This is a genomic window from Arthrobacter sp. N199823, assembly GCF_002929705.1.
Taxonomy (GTDB): domain Bacteria; phylum Actinomycetota; class Actinomycetes; order Actinomycetales; family Micrococcaceae; genus Specibacter.
On record NZ_PJIN01000008.1, the window covers coordinates 147,737 to 165,607 of the forward strand.

Here is a 17,871-nt window from a genome sequence, read left to right on the forward strand (position 1 = left end):
GTTTTTCAAGTACGACGGCGGGAGCCCACCCTTTCCTCAAAGGGTGGGCTCCCGCCGTCGTACTGGGGTGAACCAGGCCGGGAAGACTAGGGCAAGAGGTGCCGTGATTCCAGCAGCAAGGTGTTCTGCAGATCCCCCCGAACGTAGCCGGTTCCGGGGGAGAGCTGCTCGCGGTTGATCCGGGCCATGTCCGGGCGGTCGGTGACCAGGCCGTCGATGCCCTCACGGAGCAATGCGCGCATGGTGGGCTCGCCGTTGACCGTCCAGGCGTACACGGCACGCCCCGCCTGATGAGCATTCCGGATCATTTCAGCGCTCAGCGAGGCTTGCTCAATGACATAGAAATCACAGGGTGAGTCCGGGAGAGGGCCGTAGAGTAGGCCGATGGTCAGCCCCACACGGAGTTGCGGCCGTTGCGCTTTAATGGTCTGGACCACTGACGGATCCAGCGAGTGGAACCTGTTGCCGTTCAAGGCGTCAAGGTCGTCCAGTTCGGCGAGAAAGGCCTCCACAAAACCAGCCTGCTCATGGCCGGTGACTTTCAGTTCAATGAGCAGCGGCATGGTCAGTTCCCGGGCCCGGGTGACGTAGGTGCCCAGCGTGGGAATCCTCTCGCTGTGGCCCTTCATGGTCACCGTGGTGGAGGTGACCTCTTCAGTAGTCAGTTCATAAATATTCTTGTTCTTACCAGAAAGCACCAGCAGGTTCGTGTCATGGCTGGCGACAAACCCGCCGTCGGCAGTCTGTTGGAAGTCCGCCTCCACAACATCGGTGTGCAGGGCAGCGGCAGCCTCGAGACCGCCGATGGTGTTTTCCACGCCGCCGGAATCGTAGCCGCGGTGCCCAATCACCAAGGCTTGTGAGGCGGTTGCCGAGCCCGCTGTGCCCGGGGAATGGTTCACACTGCCCGGGCTCCCGGCACTGTCAGGACTGCCGGCACTGCCCGGCCAGGCTGCGGCACATATGGCACAAACGGCTACTACTGCCACCAATGAGCTCAGCGCCGAGCGGACCTCGGAACCGCGGGCCAGCAACGGCCGCAGGCGAAAGCCACCGCTGGGCCGCACATGGAAAGTGGGCGTGGCCCGGGTGGCTGGCAGGACTGGCAGAGCCAAGTAGTTCCGGGCCTCGCCAACGAACAGGAAAGCAAATCCCTGCGCAGTAGCGACTGTCAAGGATCCGAAGGCCAGCGTTGCACCAAGAACGGCGGCGCCAGTGTTGGACATGACCGAATCCAAGGCGTCGACCGCCTGGCCCAGCAAGGTGGCTCCGAGCCGTGAAGCAAAGAGTGCACCAAGGGAGGCAATGGCGAACACCAAAGGCAGCCTGATCCCGCCCTGCCGGGTGGCGCGAAGGCTGAATCGAAAGCTTTTCGAGAGTTGCTGGCGGCGGACCAATGAGAACGGCAACGTCAAGATGGTTTTGTACAACCCGTAGACAATAAACGCGGCCATGGAACACCACAGCAATGCCGAGAGCGGTGTTTTCATATATTCACGCCCAACGAACGGCGGAATGCCCAAGCTGCCTGTCACCGGGGCAAAGAGTGTGAATCCCACCAGGGGAGCCAGCAGACCCAATTGCGCGGCCACCAAGAAAGCACCGCCACGGTATTGCTTGTTGATGGAACGGCGCAGGCGGACCCCCACGGTGACAATAGAGGGCCGTGCTCCGGAGAGTTGCAGATCAGCGATGACCAGTAACGTGGCAAAACAGATCAGGGTAGCCACGGCCACCAGAAGGAACGCGGCGCCAAGCAATCCCACCGAGATTGGAGAGGAGAACAGCGCGCCGATGGTGCGGTCCGTGAGAGTACTTAGACCCGCACGATGAACCGCTGCCAGCAACAAATCATTGATGAGCGGGCTGACCCCCAGTGCCAACACGGCAAAAACTCCGCCGCTGAGGAACCAATAGCGCAGCGGAAGGATGCACAGTTCCCTCATTGATCGTCCAAGCAATACAGGTTTGGACGGCAAGTAATTCTTAGGCATTATTCAAGTATTCTCACTTTGGCCAGCGAGCCCGCATTTTGAGTGGATGATCTTCGTCTCCACCTGGCGTGAGCCACGCCGCTGCCCCTTGGTGCCTGAGCGTTACTCGCAAAGTCCACCACGGCGTCAACCCCGGCCACGACGCCCAGTGCCGCCACATCCGAGGCACCGACAATGAGCACAATTTCCTCGACCGGGACGCTGGGCGCCGGGGAGGCTCACATGCCTACGGGGGCGCCGGGGCCCCACGGGATGCCCAGCAGGAACCAGGCTGCGAAGATGGCGATCCAGGCGACCAGTAGCCACATCGTGTAGGGAACCATAAGGGCGATCACCGTTCCAATGCCAGCGTCCTTCTTATACCGCTGGGCGATGGTGACGATGAAGGGCATGTAGACCATCAAGGGGGTCAGTACGTTCATGGGTGAATCACCCACGCGGTAAGCGGCCAAGAGCGTTTGCGGTGCCACATCCAGAGAGGCAAAGATGGGCAGGAATATCGGGGCGAAGATGGCCCACTTGGGCACCAGACCGGGCAGGATGATGTCCAGCAAGAAGATCACCAGAATGAACGCGATCAGCAGCAGCACGGCCGGGATGCTGGCCCGTTCCAACAGTTGCGCAGCCTCTACCGCGGCAACGGTGGGTATGTTGGTCCAGTTGAACAGGGCGATGAACTGGGAAATCATCAAGAACATGATCAGCAGGCCGCCCAGGCTGCCAAAGGTTTTCGCGATCGCCCCAACCACTGCGTCGCCACCCTGCATGGTCTTGGCTCCCATGCCGTAGAAAATGCCGCAGACCAGGAAGGCCAGCGAGATGATGAAGATCAAACTGGCCATGAACGGGGTGGCGCCAATCAAGTCACCCGTTTCGGTGTCGCGGAGCGGCGCTCCCGGCGGCAGTGAAATTGCCAGGACGCCAATGATCACCACCACCAAGGCCCAGAGTGCGAACTTTAAGCCTCGAGCCTCGGCTGCAGCATCGACGTCTTCCTCAGCGTTGTTGGAGAGCGGATCGGCTAGCTCATACTTGCCCAGCCTGGGCTCCACAATCTTCACTGTAACCAGCACGGCTACAAGCGCCAGCACCACTGAACAGACAATGCTGAAGTAGAAGTTGGCTGTGACGGAGAGCGGTTGTGCACCAATGTTCCCAAGTGCCTCGTTGGTTATTTCAGTCATCATCGAGTCAGTAGGTGTGATCAAGATATTGACGCCAAATATGGCGCCAACACCCGCGAAGGCCGCCGCCATGCCGGCCAACGGGTGTCTGCCCACTGAGAGGAATGCCGCTGCCGAGAGGGGGATCAGGATCAGGTATCCGGCGTCGGAAGCTACCGAGGAAACCACCCCAACAAAGATCAGGATGAAGGCCAGTGACCAGCGCGGGGCTACCTTTACGATCTTTCGAATCAACGCCGCCATCAGGCCGGCATGCTCGGCTACACCAACGCCCGCCATGGCAACGAGTACCACCGCGACCACGCTAAACGCCGCGAAGTTGTCCACGAAGGATGAGAAAAAGACCTGCAAGCCGTCAGCGGATAGCAAATTTCGCACGGCGAAGGTTTGCTCAGAGACGGTGTAGTCCGGCAGCGTCACGGCCAGGCCGGTTGCGGTGTCAAACGGTACGAGCGTGCCGCCCAAGGCGTCGTTGAGATGCTGGAGCTGCTCGGTGGGCACCGGGGTCATCACGGTATCGGTCACCTTCACATTTGCCCACGACATGAACGCCGATAAAACGGCAATCAAGGCGATCAAATAGACAAACATGATGGTGGGGTTGGGGATTCTGTTCCCCAGACGTTCAATTGAATTCAGGAATCGACCCGATTCATTATTTTTGCCGGCCGTATTGGGTTTTGCCGTGCTTTTCCCACTCTGTGCCATGAAACGCCCCTAATAGCTGACGGGGCTATCTATAGCGATAACACCGGCTCGATTCGTGCAGATTATCCTTAGAGTAAGACCGTGGGTAGGCAAACACAAGGCTTTTTTGGGCTTGGCACAGCAGCGCTCCTAGGAAATCGAACCGTTCGATTTCCCCAAAATCAACGGCCCTAACAGGATGCGGCAATCGTCAATAGATTTCGCGCCATTTGCCCTAATTATGACCAGTCGGGTGCGCTGGATATTGCGGGCGGAATTCATCCCTGTTCGGTGTTGCTGCGTAGAGCATTGCTCGCCACTGATCTGATTGCTTCCACGGACACCAACACCAGGCCCAGTTCCCTGACCTTGACCAGGAACCCGTGCAGTGCGGCTTGATCGGGGATGGTCCCGGTAAGACTTGTGGTCCCATCGCTGAGGTGGGCCACGGTGAGACCATCGAACCACGCCGACCAGTGGTCCCCCAGGAGCCCGCGAACCCGAATCTGGTAGTGGGCGGGCTCCCCAAACACGGGTGAGCTGCTCATGGGAGGCGAGTATCCGCCGTCGACCGTCCCAAACGGGTCAGTGCTGAGGGGCTCTTAGGCGAGGGTTCGGGCAAAGACCCGGCCGCGGGGGTTCGGTGCCACAATGAGTAGCCGAGCCCAATTAACGCCACGCCGGTGGGGACTGCGAACAGCCTTTCGTTGATCATGGGCAGGAACGGGATGGCAAGCGTTGCGCCGGTGCCAACAGCGAGCATTATGGCAGCCCATCGGGCCAGCACGGTGGCCCTCACGAGGGCGATTCCGAACATCACACCGCCGCCGATATAGGCGAACCCCATGGCCGCGTTGAGGGACGCCAATGCCCCGATGTTGCCGGCTGAATGGCCGCCCATAGCTACCGCGAAAACGTCGTTGACATAAGCCGGAGCGCGGGTGGCCAGGGTGGGGATGACCACGGCGCCAATGACTTCCACGCTCATCATGATCAGGTAGCCAGCGCCGAACACGAGGTAGCCGATCAGGCCAAGCCCTCCCATCCGCTTGGCGTGCGGCACATACATGCCAGTGATCCCGATGAGCGAGAGCACCGCCATCACCACCTTCACGGATTGGCGCACCGTGTACTCGGCGGAGGTGGCGAACGCGGTATCAAGCTGTGGATGGTTGATCTGGATGCCGATGAAGAGCAGGCCCGCAACAACGGCGCTGATGCCGGCCGTGCGGGTAAGTGTGCTGGGGTTGATGGACATGTGGACTCCTGGGTTCGCAGCTTCTCCGGCACGCTGCCGGGGGACATCTCAAACATAGGAACCGAGTGGGTGAGCGGGCATCACCCCATGATGTGAATGACTGCGTGAAAATCCACTTTTCTAGATAGGCTCAGTGCAGCTAGATGAGGCCTGTTTCGCGTGCCAGGCGGACTGCGGCGCGGCGATCGGTGACTCCAAGTTTGGTGAAGATGTGCTTGGTGTGACTGCGCAGCGTGTTGTAGGAGATGAATAGTTCTCTAGCAATCTGTGGCCCGCTCAGCTCACCACCCAACAGACGGAGGACTTGGCGTTCCCTTTCGCTCAAAAGGCTCATGGTCGACGCCGGATACTGGCGTTGCGGGGGATTGGCGCCTTCCAGCCGGCCCACCATGGGTGGTCTTCCGCTGCCCTCGCCACCCTTGGTGTCTACCTTGCCTTCGCCACCCACTGCCCATACCGCACCTTCGTTTCGCAGCAGCCACAGGTACGCGTCTGCTTCGGGGGCTTCGGCGATGACCTGGTCTACCAACAAACGGGCCTTGGAAGGTTGTCCCTGCGCTTCGTGGGCCAATGCCAAAAGCAGCCTGATTTCTATGATGCTCGCGGTGCGGCCGGATTCCGTGGCCTGGACCAGGTGTTTCTCCAGCAGCGCCTGCGCTTGTGCAGCGGCGCCGGAATGGGGCCGTGCCCGGTGCTGGGCAACTAACAACCGCACCAGGGTGAGGTGGTCGAATTCGTTCGGAAAGTTGGGCTGATCGGTGACGGTGACACCCTGGTCGTGCGCCCAGTCGCCAGCGTCTAGAAGTTGGCCCTGACTGATGTGGATTCTGGCCCTCAAGGCAGGGATTGGCCGAATGTTTGGAAAGAATCCACGCCGGAAGAGCGGTTCGGCCTGCTCCAAGAGATCCAGTGCCCGTTCCGGGGCGCCCTCGGCCCAGGCCAGTAGGGCGCTGGCTACAAACCAGCGGTATCGGCTCTCGGTCAGTGGGGCGTGCTCCTGCAACTCCGCCGCAAATTCCAAGTGGCGCCGAGCACTGGCAAGGTCATCCGTTTCACAGTCAAGCTCACTCAGGGCAACATGCAATTCGGCCGTTGCCCGCTCAACCGGCAGGCCCCTTGCCTGAGCTTTTTTTAGCGTGCTGTGTAATAGCTGGCGGGCTTTTCCGGGGCGGGCAGCCGCGCGCCACAAATCTGCCAGAACTACCGTGCCGCCCAACTCGTCAATCACGTTGCCCGCCGCCCGCAGGCTTGCCACAGATGCCGTGAAGGTCGACAGTGCCGTTGAAATATCGCCTCGTGCCCAAGCGGACAGGCCTAGGAAACCCGAAGCGGCACCGCGCGTCAAATGATCTCCTGGGCGGGCAAGAGCCAAAGCCTTTTGGGCGTACCCCACGGTCCCGGTGTCGTCGCCACGCGCCTGGGCCATGGAGGCGCGGTAGATGGCGATGGTGGCAGGCAGTCTCTGATATTCGTCTACCTCGGACCAAGGAGATTGCGTTCCTGTTGGGGCAGCCTCCATGGTGCGTTCGGCCTCCTGGAGGTAGGGTTCCACGTCGTCGAGCCTGCCGGCCGACATGCGGCTGAAAGCTTGGAAAACTGTGAGCACCGGACTGCGCCGAATTCTCTCGTGGGGCAGGGCGTTGAGCCAACCTTGAAAGAGGGCATCGCGCCGATCACGCCTGATTTGCGGTGCCGCCAGCTCGATCAGGTGCGCGGCGCGATCAAAGTTCCGGGCTGCCAGCGCATGCTCGATTGCCTCCGCCGGCATGGCCTGCTCCGCAAACCAGAGGCTGGCGCGATCATGCAACAGTGGCAGTAGCTCCGGTTCCTCGCTCAGGAGTCGGGCGCGGAGCATCTCCGCGAACAGGCGGTAGTATCGGTACCACTGGCGCTGGTCATCCAAGGGGATCAGGAACAGATTCTCTCGTTCCAGGGCCGCAAGCATGGACTCACTGCGCACGCCGCTGGCTGCTGCAGTACTGCCCATCACCGCGTCGCACAGTGGGCCGTTCAGTCGGTCAAGAATGACGCTGTGCAGCAGGAAGGATCGGATTTCCGGGGGCTGTTGTGCCAATACTTCCTCGAGTAGGTAGTCCAAAATGTACCTGTCGTTGCCGGCGAATCGGGCGATTAACTCTGCACCATCGCTCCGTCCTCTGAGTGAAAGGCCGGCCAGCTGGAGGGCCGCAATCCACCCTTCGGTGCGTTGCGACAAGGCGTCAATATCCACGGCAGCCAAGTCGACCCCCGGCACGCCCCGGAAGTACTCGGTGGTCTCCTCGGGTGTGAAGCGGAGGTCTGCAGTGCGGACCTCTACAAGCTCTCCGCGTGCTCGCAACCGCGAAAGCTGCAGGACTGGGTCCGCTCGGGTACTGATCACCACATGCACGTGAGGTGGAAGATGTTCCAACAAAAAAGCCATACCTGCAGCTACCTCACGGCCGTCGGCCAAATGGTAGTCGTCAAGGACCAGCCACAGCTGGTGGTTTGGCTGCCCTGTGGGTGGCCCTTTCCCAGTGCCTATTGGCCGGGGTATCCCTCCAGCGAGCTCGTTTAGTACTGTGGTCAGCACCCGCTCAGTAGCTAACGCAGACCTCAGCTGCTCCAGCGCCTCGGGCGCGAGGCCGGGAACTGTTTTTTGAAGTGCACTGATGACACTCGTCCAAAACGTGGCAGGGTCACTGTCTGAGGAGCCCAGCGAAAGCCACGTCACTCGACTCCCTTTTTGAGCTATCGGGGTCACCCACTGCGCCAGGAGTACAGTCTTGCCGAACCCGGCCGAGGCGGAGAGCAACGTCAACTTCAAACCGGCGCTGCGGCGCAAAAAGCCTGCGAGCCGGGGACGCGAAATAAGCTCGTTCTTGAGCGAGGGAATCAGCAACTTGCTGGCAATGACCTCAAGGGCCACAAGAACGCCTCCTTGGCACGGGCAACAACAGAGTATTTGTTTGCCGCTCACACCAGCCTAAAGCCGCGCCAACAAATCTGCCCAGAGTTTCTCAGCTACGGATTAAGAGGCGGTACGGCGAAGGCGGTCAAGCATTGTGCGTCACACTTTGGGATTTGTTGGTTCCAACTACCTATCCCCGCTAATATCCGAACATAGATCACGTGGGCAGGCGGCTTGGTCGGTTGTAGGTTGGGGAAGCTCCGTGGTTCGTGACTCATGACTTTTTAACATGTCTGCCCCTTTTCGGCCTAAGGAGCTCTCTCAAAACAATGGCAACAAAATCCCCTTCCTCTTCGGGATCTGCGGCTGCATCGGCAGCTAAAGCGGCATCCTGGTTACCGCTCATCGTTGTGGTGTTGACCCAGATTCAGGCGTCGTTCGCCGTCAATGCGCTCACTGTCTCCATGCAGGGCATCACCACCGACCTCAATACTCCTGCCACCTCGGTGGGAACCGCCATCACGGCGGGCACCTTCTCGATGGCTGCATTCGTCCTTCTGGGTGCCAAGATTGGCGCCCGCTACGGAACCCGTAAAGTCTTCCAGATTGCAGTGGCCATACACGCGACCGCCATGGCGTGTGTAGCCCTGAGCGTCAGCCCCGCTATGTTGTTCATCGCGCAGGCCTCCTCCGGCGCCGTTATCGCCCTCGTTGCCCCTGCTCTGACAGTCTTTATTGCCACCAGTTACAAGGACGCGCAGCAGGCCAAGGCAATCGGCTTGCTGGCCGCGGCCATCCCCGCAGCAGGAGTTTTGGCACTGCTGATCGCGGGCTGGTTCGCTACCACCATTGGCTGGCGTTACTCGTTCGGCATCATGGTGGTACTTGGTGCCATCAACTTGCTCTTGAGCTTCAGGCTCAAGTCAATCCCTGCTCAGCCCAACCTGAAGATCGATTGGACTGGCGCACTTATTGCCGCCGCCTCTATCATCTTCCTCAGCTTCGGGTTCAGCGGCATGGCCAGCTGGGGTGTCTGGTCAGCCACCGATCAGGCACCGTTCGCAATCTTGGGCGTCTCGCCGGCTCCGCTGTTGATCCTGCTTGGTTTGCTGGGTGCACAAATCTTCTTTGCGTGGATCCGCAAGCGCCAAGGCGCCAAACTGCCCCGCATCTTTGATTTGCGGGTGCTTGCTTCCAGTTCCGAGTTGGCCATCACTGCCTGCATGGCCATCATGCTCTTCGTTGGCACGGCAGCTAACTTCCTGATCCCGCTGTACATGCAAATGGTCCAGGGGCGCTCCGGTATTGAGACCTCGTTCTCTCTGATTCCCTACACGCTGAGCATCTTCCTGGCTAGTACGTTTGTTGCCTACCTTTACGACAAATTCGCCCCGAGCGTCATTGCCAGGATGGGCTTCATTGTTGTTGCCGCTGCCTTGTGCCTGATTGCCTTCACCATCAAAAATGACTGGGGCCAGCTGTTTGTGGTTCTTGGGCTCATCTTGCTTGGACTGGGACAGGGCGCCATCGTTGCCCTGGTCTTCAACACGCTGCTCAGCTCTGTGCCCAAGCCGTTGGCTGGCGACGTCGGCGCCTGGCGCGGTCTGGTGCACAACCTTTCCGGCTCTGTCGGCATTGCCGTGGCCAGCGCATTCGCTGTCGCCATGCTCGCCTCGCAAGTATCTCTGGGTGCCAGCCAGCATCCCGAAATTTCCGATCAATTGATCTCCGCTGTCAACATCAGTGATACGAACTTTATGACAAACGCGCAACTGGAAGCGTCCATCAAGGACAGAACGTCCAGCCCGGAGGAACTTGCTGCCGCTGTGGCGGTCAACGCAGAAGCGCGACTGCATTCACTGCAAATCTCACTGCTGGGGCTCGCCGGATTGGCGTTACTAGCCATTGTCCCCGCAGGCCGCATGCCCAAGCGTCGGCAGGATGGCTTACCTGAACAAATGGAAGCCGACGATCCGGACGCCCTGGCGCTTGATGAACTCGATCTGAAGGCCTAACCACCTCAGATGTGCTGGTCAAACACCGGCGGGCACCTGTCCGCCGGTGTTTGATGTTAATATTCGTCCACAAACCTTGAGAAGCACGAACCTTGAGAAGAAGGAAGCCGATGGTTTTTCCTCAGAGTGGCAAAAACTCCACTTCTCCCCAACTAGGTGAGCATCATGGCAACAGCTAAACCCCAGAAGCATAAATACCATGCTCAGTTCTTCTCGGAATCTGCCATTTACGGACTCATCACCGTGTCGGCACTGATCATCGTCACTGGTAGATACGACATTACGGCCTATGCAATGTTCCTTAAGGTCTTGCTGGCAGTGGTGGTTTTTTGGGTTGCCCATTTCTTCGCCAACGTTGTTGCACATCTGAGCGAGGCGCCAGATGGTGTGCCGCACTTCAAGGAATCGTTCAAATACGCCATGAGCCATTCCGTGGGTCTGCTGCTGGCAGCCGTTATTCCTTTGACGATCGTTCTGTCAGGCGTTCTCGATCTAGTTAACGACGACACTGCCGTCTGGGTTGCCCTCTGGGTCGACGTAAGCATGCTGGCACTCTTCGGATTTCTCAGCTCCCGAAGCTGGACACGCAAGCTGCATTACCGCTTCGGTGCGGCACTTGTGACTACGCTCTTAGGTGTTGGCATCGTGTTCCTCAAAGCACTCATTCATTAGAGGAGCGTGCACTAGAAAATTACCCATCAGCGTCAGGAACGGGAGAGTTGGACATGAATGATTCCGGAACACTTCACCCCTTTGTCACTCCAACGGTGAAAGTCAGCCGGCTCTATGAACAGTACGACGCTGTGATCTACGCAAAATTGGACCTGCTGCAACTTGCCGGCAGCACCAAGGAACGCACTGCACATGGCTTGATTGAAGAGTTGCTGCGCTCGGATCGGCTGCAACCTGGTGGCATGATCATTGAATCAACGTCGGGGAATTTGGGCATTGCGCTGGCCAGACAGTGCGTGGTGCGAGGCATCCGTTTCACAGCTGTGGTCGATGAGAACGCCAACCCTCTCGCTTTGGAGCTTATGAGGACCTACAGTGCCACAGTGGATCTTGTGGAGACACCCGACGACGGTAACAAGCTTGCTGCGCGCCGCCGGCGAGTTCACGAACTGCTGTCTGCGAACCCCGGATCTGTGACCACCAACCAGTACGGGGCGCCAGCAAATCCGCGGGCACACTTCGAATCCACCATGCCCGAGATCATGGCCGGTTCCGGCGGAGACCTTGATTATCTGTTCATTGCCACCAGCACCACCGGCACATTGCTGGGCTGTCAGCAGTACATTCGCGAGCATGGGCTGAACACCAAAGTAGTTGCCGTGGATTCCGTGGGCTCTGTACTCTTTGGCGGGCAATCCGGGATCCGGCGGCTTCCCGGGCTCGGCGCGGGTGTCTTGCCGGAACTGGCTGCAGGCGCCGAACCGGACCTCGTTTTTCAAATGGAGGAGATCGAGATGGTGCGCGGCTGCCGGCTGCTGGCCAGCCGTGAGGGCATCTTGGCCGGTGCATCCACGGGCGCCATCGTTGCGGCTATGGGGAAACTACTGCCCTCCCTCGAACCGGGTGCACGCATCGCCTTCATGGTTCACGATACGGGCGTGCCCTACCTGGAAACCGTCTATAACGATGATTGGGCACGTGCCACGTTGAAAGCAGAACCGAACGCCGGTCCGCTGGTGCAAGCAACCCTGGACCAGCGCACCAGCGCCGAAAAAGTCACGGGCCCGTGATTCGTATTGCCGTGGTGGGCGGAGGCCCCAAAAGCTTGTTCGCCCTCCTGGCACTCCACGACAGGCTTCCTGCGCACGCTCAAGCCGACATTAGCGCTGACGTCTATGACCCATTCCCTCCTGGCTCTGGCAGTGTGTGGCGAGAAGACCAGCCGCACCTTCTGCGCCTGAACGTGAACGCTGGCATTGTGGATGCCTCCTCAACGCTGAACGAGGCTGACTTTGCGGGGTGGCTGGCACACAACGTCCCTGCGTTCACTGGTGAAAAGTATCCGCCCAGGGCGATGGTGGGCCGCTACCTGCGGGAACAATTTCAACGTCTGGAAGAGCATGGCAACGTGGCCGTGACCCACGCACCCCATGCCGTGACCGCCGTCGACCGTGCAGGTGCAAAGTGGCAGGTGCAGGGAGCCTTCGGCAGTGCACTCTACGACGAAGTTCTGCTGGCAACGGGGCACGGGCTGGGGGACGCAGAGCTCGGCCGAACACTGCCCGGAGCGCTCAATTCACACCCACTCATTGGCGACTACAGCTCCTTGACCACGGCTGACATCGGCGCCGATTCCAACCTCTGGATTCGGGGCTCCGCGTTGACGGCTTACGACGTGGCGCTGCTCCTTACCGAGGGCCGTGGCGGTTCATGGCAGGGCCCCACGAGCGGTTCGACAACACGGGAATTGCGCTACATCCCCAGCGGACGTGAGCCGCGACGCATCACTTTTGCCTCACGCAGCGGCCTGCTCATGGACCCCAAAAGTGAGGCTGTTCCCCCAGCAATTACCGCCTGCCTTGATCGATTCAAACCCCCTTTGCGCCTGTACGGCAGTCACCTTCGTACGGCCATGCACGACGTCGGACAGCTGAGTGGACTCTGGGTGGTGCTGCTTCGCTGTGCCCAAGAATGTGCCCTGATCATGGGCACGCCAGTGAGTGCCTTGGCTCTGTGGCGCACGGCGCTGACAGGCGTGTCCGTGACGGCCGGAAGCGGCTGCCTCTCGGGGTCAGGCTCACGCGGACCAGAAGAATCCTTGCCAGTAAAACGACAGCCAGCAGATGAACTGCGGAACAGCCTTCTGGTCAACCACTGCCAGGCCCCCGTCACCACGGGCTGGTTGTGGGCTCGGATATGGTCGGGGCTGTATGCGGACTTGATCGCGGTGCTGGATCGGGTACCCAAGAGCGTCCAGACGGGGCAGCAATTTGCTACTGTGGCCCGCAATCTTGAACGGTTCGCCTTCGGCCCGCCAGAGATCACGGCCAGGAAGCTGTTGGCGTTGTTCGATGCCGGCATTCTTCACATGGCCGCGGACGGTGAGGAACCGGGCCAGGGGGCAGTGCTCATTGATGCTGTGACTCCTGGACCCGGTGTGCTCAGCCATCCAGCGCCGGAGGGTGGTCCACCAAGTGGGCTTTTCGCCGGTCTGCTGGCCGCCGGTCATATATGGGTCAGGGCAGGGGAACGAGGTGTGCTGACTGATCCCGATGGGACGTGTCTGGCTCGCGACGGCTCCAGAACCCTATCACTGGCTGCCGTGGGACGCCCTACCGAGGATCCCACGCTGGGCCATGACACCCTCAACCGAGGCTTACATGGGGAACACCAACAGTGGGCGCAGCGAATTGCCGCACGTGTCACCGCGCTTGAGTCAACACCCGCCCAACGTCCTGCACTGAAAGAGTGATGATGCGCCAGAAAATGTCCGGTACAGCCCCGCTGTCAGCCCGGCTGGAACCGTGGATGGAGGATTTACTCAATGATCCTGAGCAATGCGAGGCGTTGCTTGATGCCCACGGGTCACCTGTCAATGTTCACCATTTCGGTGCCATGGGACGCAACGTGGGGGAGTTGCGCTCCGCTGCGGAGACCCATGGGATCGACTTTCAGATCTATTTTGCCCGCAAGGCCAACAAGACTCTGGGAGCCATTGATCAGGCGATTCGCGAGGACTGTGGGATCGATGTAGCCAGCTTGAACGAACTGCGCCAGTGTTTACAACGAGGTGTCCCGGCAGACAGGATCATTGTCACGGCGGCAGTGAAGTCCACAGCGTTGCTGAGCCTGGCCATCGAATCTGGGGTGACTATCAGCGTTGACAACGAAGACGAGTTGCGCGATGCCCTTGAATTGACAGGTACGGAACGACAGCCACTCAGGGTGGCGTTGCGCCTGGCCGTCAGCCATGCCTCAATTCCGCCCACGCGCTTCGGGCTCAGGGCACCCCAGTGGCTGGAGATTCTGCGTGACGGTGAGAAGGTAAGCGGCGTCCAAGTAGCCGGCATCCACTTTCACCTCAACGGCTATGAAGCCCGCGCCCGAGCCATCGGCATTGGTGAATCCCTCGGACTCATCGAAAAGTTACGCCAGCTAGGCCACGCTCCGCGTTTCGTGGATATGGGTGGCGGCATTCCTATGTCCTACCTGGATAGTGCCTCAGAGTGGGAAGGATTTTGGTCTGCCTTGGAGGTTCTCCCTGCCGGGGATGAATCCCTTACCTGGAAGTCCGATCGGCTCGGCACCGGGGTCTACCCGTATCACCAGGAGCTGGTCCGGGGCGCGTGGCTCGACCAAGTTCTGTCAACTGTTTCTGACAATGGTTTGCCATCTGATCCCGTTGTACCTTCCGGACAGGATGGACAGTCCGTGGCCCAGGCGTTGAAAGCAGCGCAGATTGCGTTGCACTGTGAACCTGGGCGATCGTTGCTGGACGGATGCGGGCTGACACTTGCCGAGGTCGCCTTCACCAAGGAGCACAGTGACGGGGTGCCGCTGGTGGGCTTGCACATGAACAGGACCCAGTGCAGGTCCACATCGGCTGACTTCCTGCTGGATCCGGTACTCGTTCACGCGCAGCACCCGCGACGCGCGCGAACCTCTGGCAGTGCGTTTCTCGTGGGGGCTTACTGTATCGAGGAAGAGCTGTTGTTGCGTCGTCGCTTTGAGTTTCCGGCGGGAGTTACTGCCGGAGATCTAGTGGCCTTCCCCAATACTGCTGGTTATCTCATGCACATTGTGGAAAGTGCCTCACATCAATTGCCGCTGGCCGTCAATGTCCTCTGGGACGGTGGCCGGTGGGTGCTAGACGACATCGACAAGGTGTAGCGGGGCCTCGCCCTGAGAGATCCGGTGTATCTGATCAACCGTCAGCTCGGTCGCCAGACGTATGAATTCAGCGGTGTTGCCGGCCATATGCGGAGTGATGAGGCAACCAGGCGCATCCCACAAGGGGTGATCGGTAGGCAGCGGTTCCGGGTCGGTGACATCCAGGGCCGCGCGCAGCCGCCCCGAACTCAGCTCCGCCAGCAGAGCCTCCGTGTCCACTACGGGACCGCGCCCAATATTGACCAGCAGCGCCCCGTCCTTCATGCGTACCAGGAAGTTTGCATCCACCAAGTGGGCTGTTGAACCGTCATGCGGGAGCGTCACCACCACCACGTCCGCGTGCGGCAGCAGATCCGGCAGCTCCGCCGTCCCATGGATCTGGAGCCCGTCATCTAGGACCCGTGCGCGGCTGGCAACAGGAATCAAGGCGGCTGGGCGAAAGGGCTCCAGTCGCAAAAAGAGTTCCTTACCCACCCCGCCATACCCAAGAATAAGAACCACAGAACCGTGCACTGAACTCGTCCACAGCGGAACCCAGTCATGGCGGCGCTGCTGGAGGGCCGCCGTCGAAAGTTCACGCAGTGCCGCGAGAATCAGCGCCATGCCGTGCTCGGCCGTGGCGTCTTCCACGGCACCGCGAGAGTTGCTCAGTGTCACGCCAGTTGGCATGTGGGCCAGGATCCAATCGGATCCAATCGAGAGCAAGTGCACGTGGCGCAAACCCGGAATACTCGCCACCCGCGCCCGGCGCTCGAATTCACGCGGCCGTTCCGTGACCAGCACATCGGCAGCCGGTGGATCAGTCAGGCTGTCATTGATGTGCCAGAGAATTGCTTCAATCCCCGGGCCTTGGATCGCTTGCGCCAACTGGGCCGTGGGGACGAGAACGCGCAGTGTCAAAGTTCTTCCGTATCTTTTGCGTTTCAGAGGCCAACAGGATAATTCAGGCTCGACGGCGGTCCAGCCACATGCTTTTTGCAGGCTGTTGCCTATGGGCGAGGTGAGCCCGCCGCAAACCAGGCGTCGATGACTGCTGTGACAATCTCGGCCGATCGGTCGGCAGCATCATCCACATGCGTCACGAAGTCCGTTTCGGCAGCTGGGCCGCAAAGATCGGAGATGCCGCGGATGGCCAGGAACGGGGCGTTGTAGGCGTAAGCAATCTGCGCTATGGCCGACGATTCCATATCCGTGGACAGTGCGCCTTCAAACAAGCCCTTAATGACCACCGCGCGGCTTTGGTCAACGAACGAGTAACTGGAGACCATGAGTCCGTGATGGACTGTCTTGACCAGCTTGGCTGATGCTGAGCTGGATGTGCTGGATCGAGCCGTGCCGGCCGAGTCTGCGCTGCCTTCGGTGCTGCCCATGCCAACATTGCTGACGGCTGCCAAGTCATCTGGGACCGGATAGGACACCGGCATCCCCGGAACCTGTCCCAGCTGGTAGCCAAAGGCGCGGGCGTCAGCGTCGGCGTTAATGGTGTCGGTTCCGATGACAACATCACCGACCTTGACGTTTGCGCCCAGACCACCGGCAGAGCCGGCGCTGATCACTAGGGGAGGGGACGCGTCGTCGTTCTGCTGTTGGGTCAACAGCAGCGCAGAGGTGGCCGCGCCAGATGCGTTGACCAGCCCAATGCCGCCGTGCACCAGCAGGATGTTGCGGCCGTTGATGACGCTGGCGCGGTGGATGGAATTGCCCACCTGTTCCGGCTCGGTCACCGACTCGGCCAGTTGCAGGAACGGGGCCAATTCCTCTTCCATGGCCACGATAACAATGACCTCGGCGGGATTGATAGCGTTCACAAGCGAGGGGTTCACAGAAGACGTGCTCACGCGGTGACCTGCGCCCACTCATCGCGCTGTGCGAGGAAGGTCCGGGCTACGTCCTGTGCGCCGCTGAGGGAGTGATTTTCGCCCCAGCCGCACTGGACCTCGTTGGCGGCGGGGACTTCAGTGGCTTCCAGAACATCCTTGAGTGTGGCCTCGATCAGCTCCATCACGGCTGGAAGATCCGGCTCGCCCGCAAGGATGAGGTAGTAACCCGTCTGGCAGCCCATGGGGGAGAAATCGATGACGGAATCCGAGTGGTTGCGTGAACATTCGGCAAAGAGGTGCTCGAGCGAGTGAACGGATTTCATGTCCAGGTGGGCCACGTTGGGCTGTGTGAAGCGGACATCGTACTTGGTCAGGACGTCACCGTGCGGCAGCGCCTTGCGGTCGGCAACCCGTACGTACGGCGCAGCGACGGTGCGGTGGTCGAGGTTGAACGACTCGACGTTCATGCGTGAAGTATTCATGGGGTGCTTTCCTCCGTGGGTGTCGAAGCCGGGCTGCCTCGGGCCCGATTTAAGGCCACATTCATCTTAGCCGGTGGGTGTGGGCTTGGATGTGGGATCACGCCGGGCTCCACCGGATAGGTACGGCGCCGGCATCGTGGCAGGAAACGATTTCTGGTTCCAGGAGCGGCTCTGGGTCGCCTATCAAAAGACTCCGTGGAGGCCGCGGAACCATTGTTGTCCTGTGATGGACGACGGCGGTTCTTGCGTTAATCTCTTCTCCGCTGGTTGTGCTTTGTGCGTGGGATGGGGACGGGACGGGGTGGCTGGGTTTGGTGGGCAGGCTGGCCGGGTTGGGGCGGGCTTGGATGGCTGGTTGGTGCGGAATGGGCCGGGGTGGCGGGTTGGGTGGGGCGGGCTGGGCCGTGTTGGGTGGGCGGGCTGGCCGGGTTGGGATGGCCGCTTGGTTCTGCCCTCGGTGGGTTGCTTGGGCCGGGTGGTTCTGCCTGCAGTGTGGGCTGGCCTGTCCAGGTGAGATACTGCTGGCCTGTCCAGGTGCGATGCGATGGTTTGGACGTTCACTAAAACCCCACGCAAACCTTCTTTAGAGCACTTCCACACCACACTTGTTAGAAGTTACTTACTAGTAAGTATTGCGGTTAAGTATCGGTATGTTTAGGCTTGTTGTATGAGTATTCGGGAGGTGTTCCCCGGGGACCG

At 60.1% G+C, this 17,871-nt stretch carries 13 protein-coding genes; 5 read left to right on the forward strand and 8 right to left on the reverse strand.

The genetic code is table 11. From position 1 onward, the window contains the following. Positions 1-86 precede the first annotated feature (86 nt). The 5 genes from CXQ93_RS16065 to CXQ93_RS20705 form a co-directional block, all read right to left on the reverse strand. Entirely contained in the window at positions 87-1,994 is a 1,908-nt protein-coding gene (locus tag CXQ93_RS16065) for a glycerophosphodiester phosphodiesterase family protein (protein WP_104111432.1), read from the reverse strand. Between the two features lie 218 nt (positions 1,995-2,212). Then, positions 2,213-3,886 (reverse strand): AbgT family transporter, encoded by a 1,674-nt coding sequence (locus CXQ93_RS16070; RefSeq protein ID WP_104111433.1) that lies wholly within the window; start codon positions 3,884-3,886, stop codon positions 2,213-2,215. Between the two features lie 257 nt (positions 3,887-4,143). Further along, positions 4,144-4,413: a hypothetical protein gene (locus tag CXQ93_RS16075; RefSeq protein WP_104111434.1), complete on the reverse strand. Its 270-nt coding sequence runs from the start codon at positions 4,411-4,413 to the stop codon at positions 4,144-4,146. Then, on the reverse strand, positions 4,410-5,123 hold the full coding sequence (locus CXQ93_RS16080) for a hypothetical protein (RefSeq protein WP_181036186.1): 714 nt from the start codon (positions 5,121-5,123) through the stop codon (positions 4,410-4,412). Before CXQ93_RS16080 ends, CXQ93_RS16075 begins: the two co-directional genes overlap by 4 nt. 139 nt (positions 5,124-5,262) lie before the next feature. Further along, the gene (locus CXQ93_RS20705; protein ID WP_104111435.1) at positions 5,263-8,031 is read right to left on the reverse strand and encodes a LuxR C-terminal-related transcriptional regulator; all 2,769 of its coding nucleotides are present in this window, start codon (positions 8,029-8,031) and stop codon (positions 5,263-5,265) included. A 311-nt stretch (positions 8,032-8,342) separates the two neighbouring features. On the opposite strand from CXQ93_RS20705, the gene CXQ93_RS16090 reads away from it, so the two are divergent. The 5 genes from CXQ93_RS16090 to CXQ93_RS16110 all read left to right on the forward strand — a co-directional run bounded on the left by CXQ93_RS16090 (position 8,343) and on the right by CXQ93_RS16110 (position 14,870). Then, positions 8,343-10,028, forward strand: a complete 1,686-nt coding sequence (locus CXQ93_RS16090; RefSeq protein WP_104111436.1) for an MFS transporter — start codon at positions 8,343-8,345, stop codon at positions 10,026-10,028. Positions 10,029-10,193: 165 nt separating this feature from the next. Then, complete coding sequence (locus CXQ93_RS16095) at positions 10,194-10,700, forward strand: hypothetical protein (protein ID WP_104111437.1); 507 nt, start codon at positions 10,194-10,196, stop codon at positions 10,698-10,700. Between the two features lie 53 nt (positions 10,701-10,753). Further along, positions 10,754-11,770, forward strand: a complete 1,017-nt coding sequence (locus CXQ93_RS16100) for a pyridoxal-phosphate dependent enzyme (protein WP_104111438.1) — start codon at positions 10,754-10,756, stop codon at positions 11,768-11,770. Continuing rightward, positions 11,767-13,452 (forward strand): FAD/NAD(P)-binding protein, encoded by a 1,686-nt coding sequence (locus CXQ93_RS16105; protein WP_181036187.1) that lies wholly within the window; start codon positions 11,767-11,769, stop codon positions 13,450-13,452. The genes CXQ93_RS16100 and CXQ93_RS16105 overlap by 4 nt, the downstream gene beginning before the upstream one ends. Then, on the forward strand, positions 13,452-14,870 hold the full coding sequence (locus tag CXQ93_RS16110) for an alanine racemase (protein WP_219817375.1): 1,419 nt from the start codon (positions 13,452-13,454) through the stop codon (positions 14,868-14,870). Before CXQ93_RS16105 ends, CXQ93_RS16110 begins: the two co-directional genes overlap by 1 nt. Here CXQ93_RS16110 and CXQ93_RS16115 read toward each other — a convergent pair. The 3 genes from CXQ93_RS16115 to CXQ93_RS16125 all read right to left on the reverse strand — a co-directional run bounded on the left by CXQ93_RS16115 (position 14,847) and on the right by CXQ93_RS16125 (position 17,172). Next, entirely contained in the window at positions 14,847-15,770 is a 924-nt protein-coding gene (locus CXQ93_RS16115; RefSeq protein WP_104111439.1) for a 2-hydroxyacid dehydrogenase, read from the reverse strand. The genes CXQ93_RS16110 and CXQ93_RS16115 overlap by 24 nt on opposite strands. Before the next feature lie 89 nt (positions 15,771-15,859). Next, on the reverse strand, positions 15,860-16,708 hold the full coding sequence (gene mtnN / locus CXQ93_RS16120) for a 5'-methylthioadenosine/S-adenosylhomocysteine nucleosidase (RefSeq protein ID WP_258069066.1): 849 nt from the start codon (positions 16,706-16,708) through the stop codon (positions 15,860-15,862). Beyond that, entirely contained in the window at positions 16,705-17,172 is a 468-nt protein-coding gene (locus tag CXQ93_RS16125; RefSeq protein WP_104111440.1) for an S-ribosylhomocysteine lyase, read from the reverse strand. The genes mtnN and CXQ93_RS16125 overlap by 4 nt, the downstream gene beginning before the upstream one ends. Positions 17,173-17,871: the final 699 nt, after the last annotated feature.

What these genes read in the sequence shown, in the direction of transcription:
- CXQ93_RS16065 (WP_104111432.1), bottom strand. Translation starts at nt 1,994, where the DNA reads ATGCCTAAGAATTACTTGCCGTCCAAACCTGTATTGCTTGGACGATCA.
- CXQ93_RS16070 (WP_104111433.1), bottom strand. Translation starts at nt 3,886, where the DNA reads ATGGCACAGAGTGGGAAAAGCACGGCAAAACCCAATACGGCCGGCAAA.
- CXQ93_RS16075 (WP_104111434.1), bottom strand. Translation starts at nt 4,413, where the DNA reads ATGAGCAGCTCACCCGTGTTTGGGGAGCCCGCCCACTACCAGATTCGG.
- CXQ93_RS16080 (WP_181036186.1), bottom strand. Translation starts at nt 5,123, where the DNA reads ATGTCCATCAACCCCAGCACACTTACCCGCACGGCCGGCATCAGCGCC.
- CXQ93_RS16090 (WP_104111436.1), top strand. Translation starts at nt 8,343, where the DNA reads ATGGCAACAAAATCCCCTTCCTCTTCGGGATCTGCGGCTGCATCGGCA.
- CXQ93_RS16095 (WP_104111437.1), top strand. Translation starts at nt 10,194, where the DNA reads ATGGCAACAGCTAAACCCCAGAAGCATAAATACCATGCTCAGTTCTTC.
- CXQ93_RS16100 (WP_104111438.1), top strand. Translation starts at nt 10,754, where the DNA reads ATGAATGATTCCGGAACACTTCACCCCTTTGTCACTCCAACGGTGAAA.
- CXQ93_RS16110 (WP_219817375.1), top strand. Translation starts at nt 13,452, where the DNA reads ATGATGCGCCAGAAAATGTCCGGTACAGCCCCGCTGTCAGCCCGGCTG.
- CXQ93_RS16125 (WP_104111440.1), bottom strand. Translation starts at nt 17,172, where the DNA reads ATGAATACTTCACGCATGAACGTCGAGTCGTTCAACCTCGACCACCGC.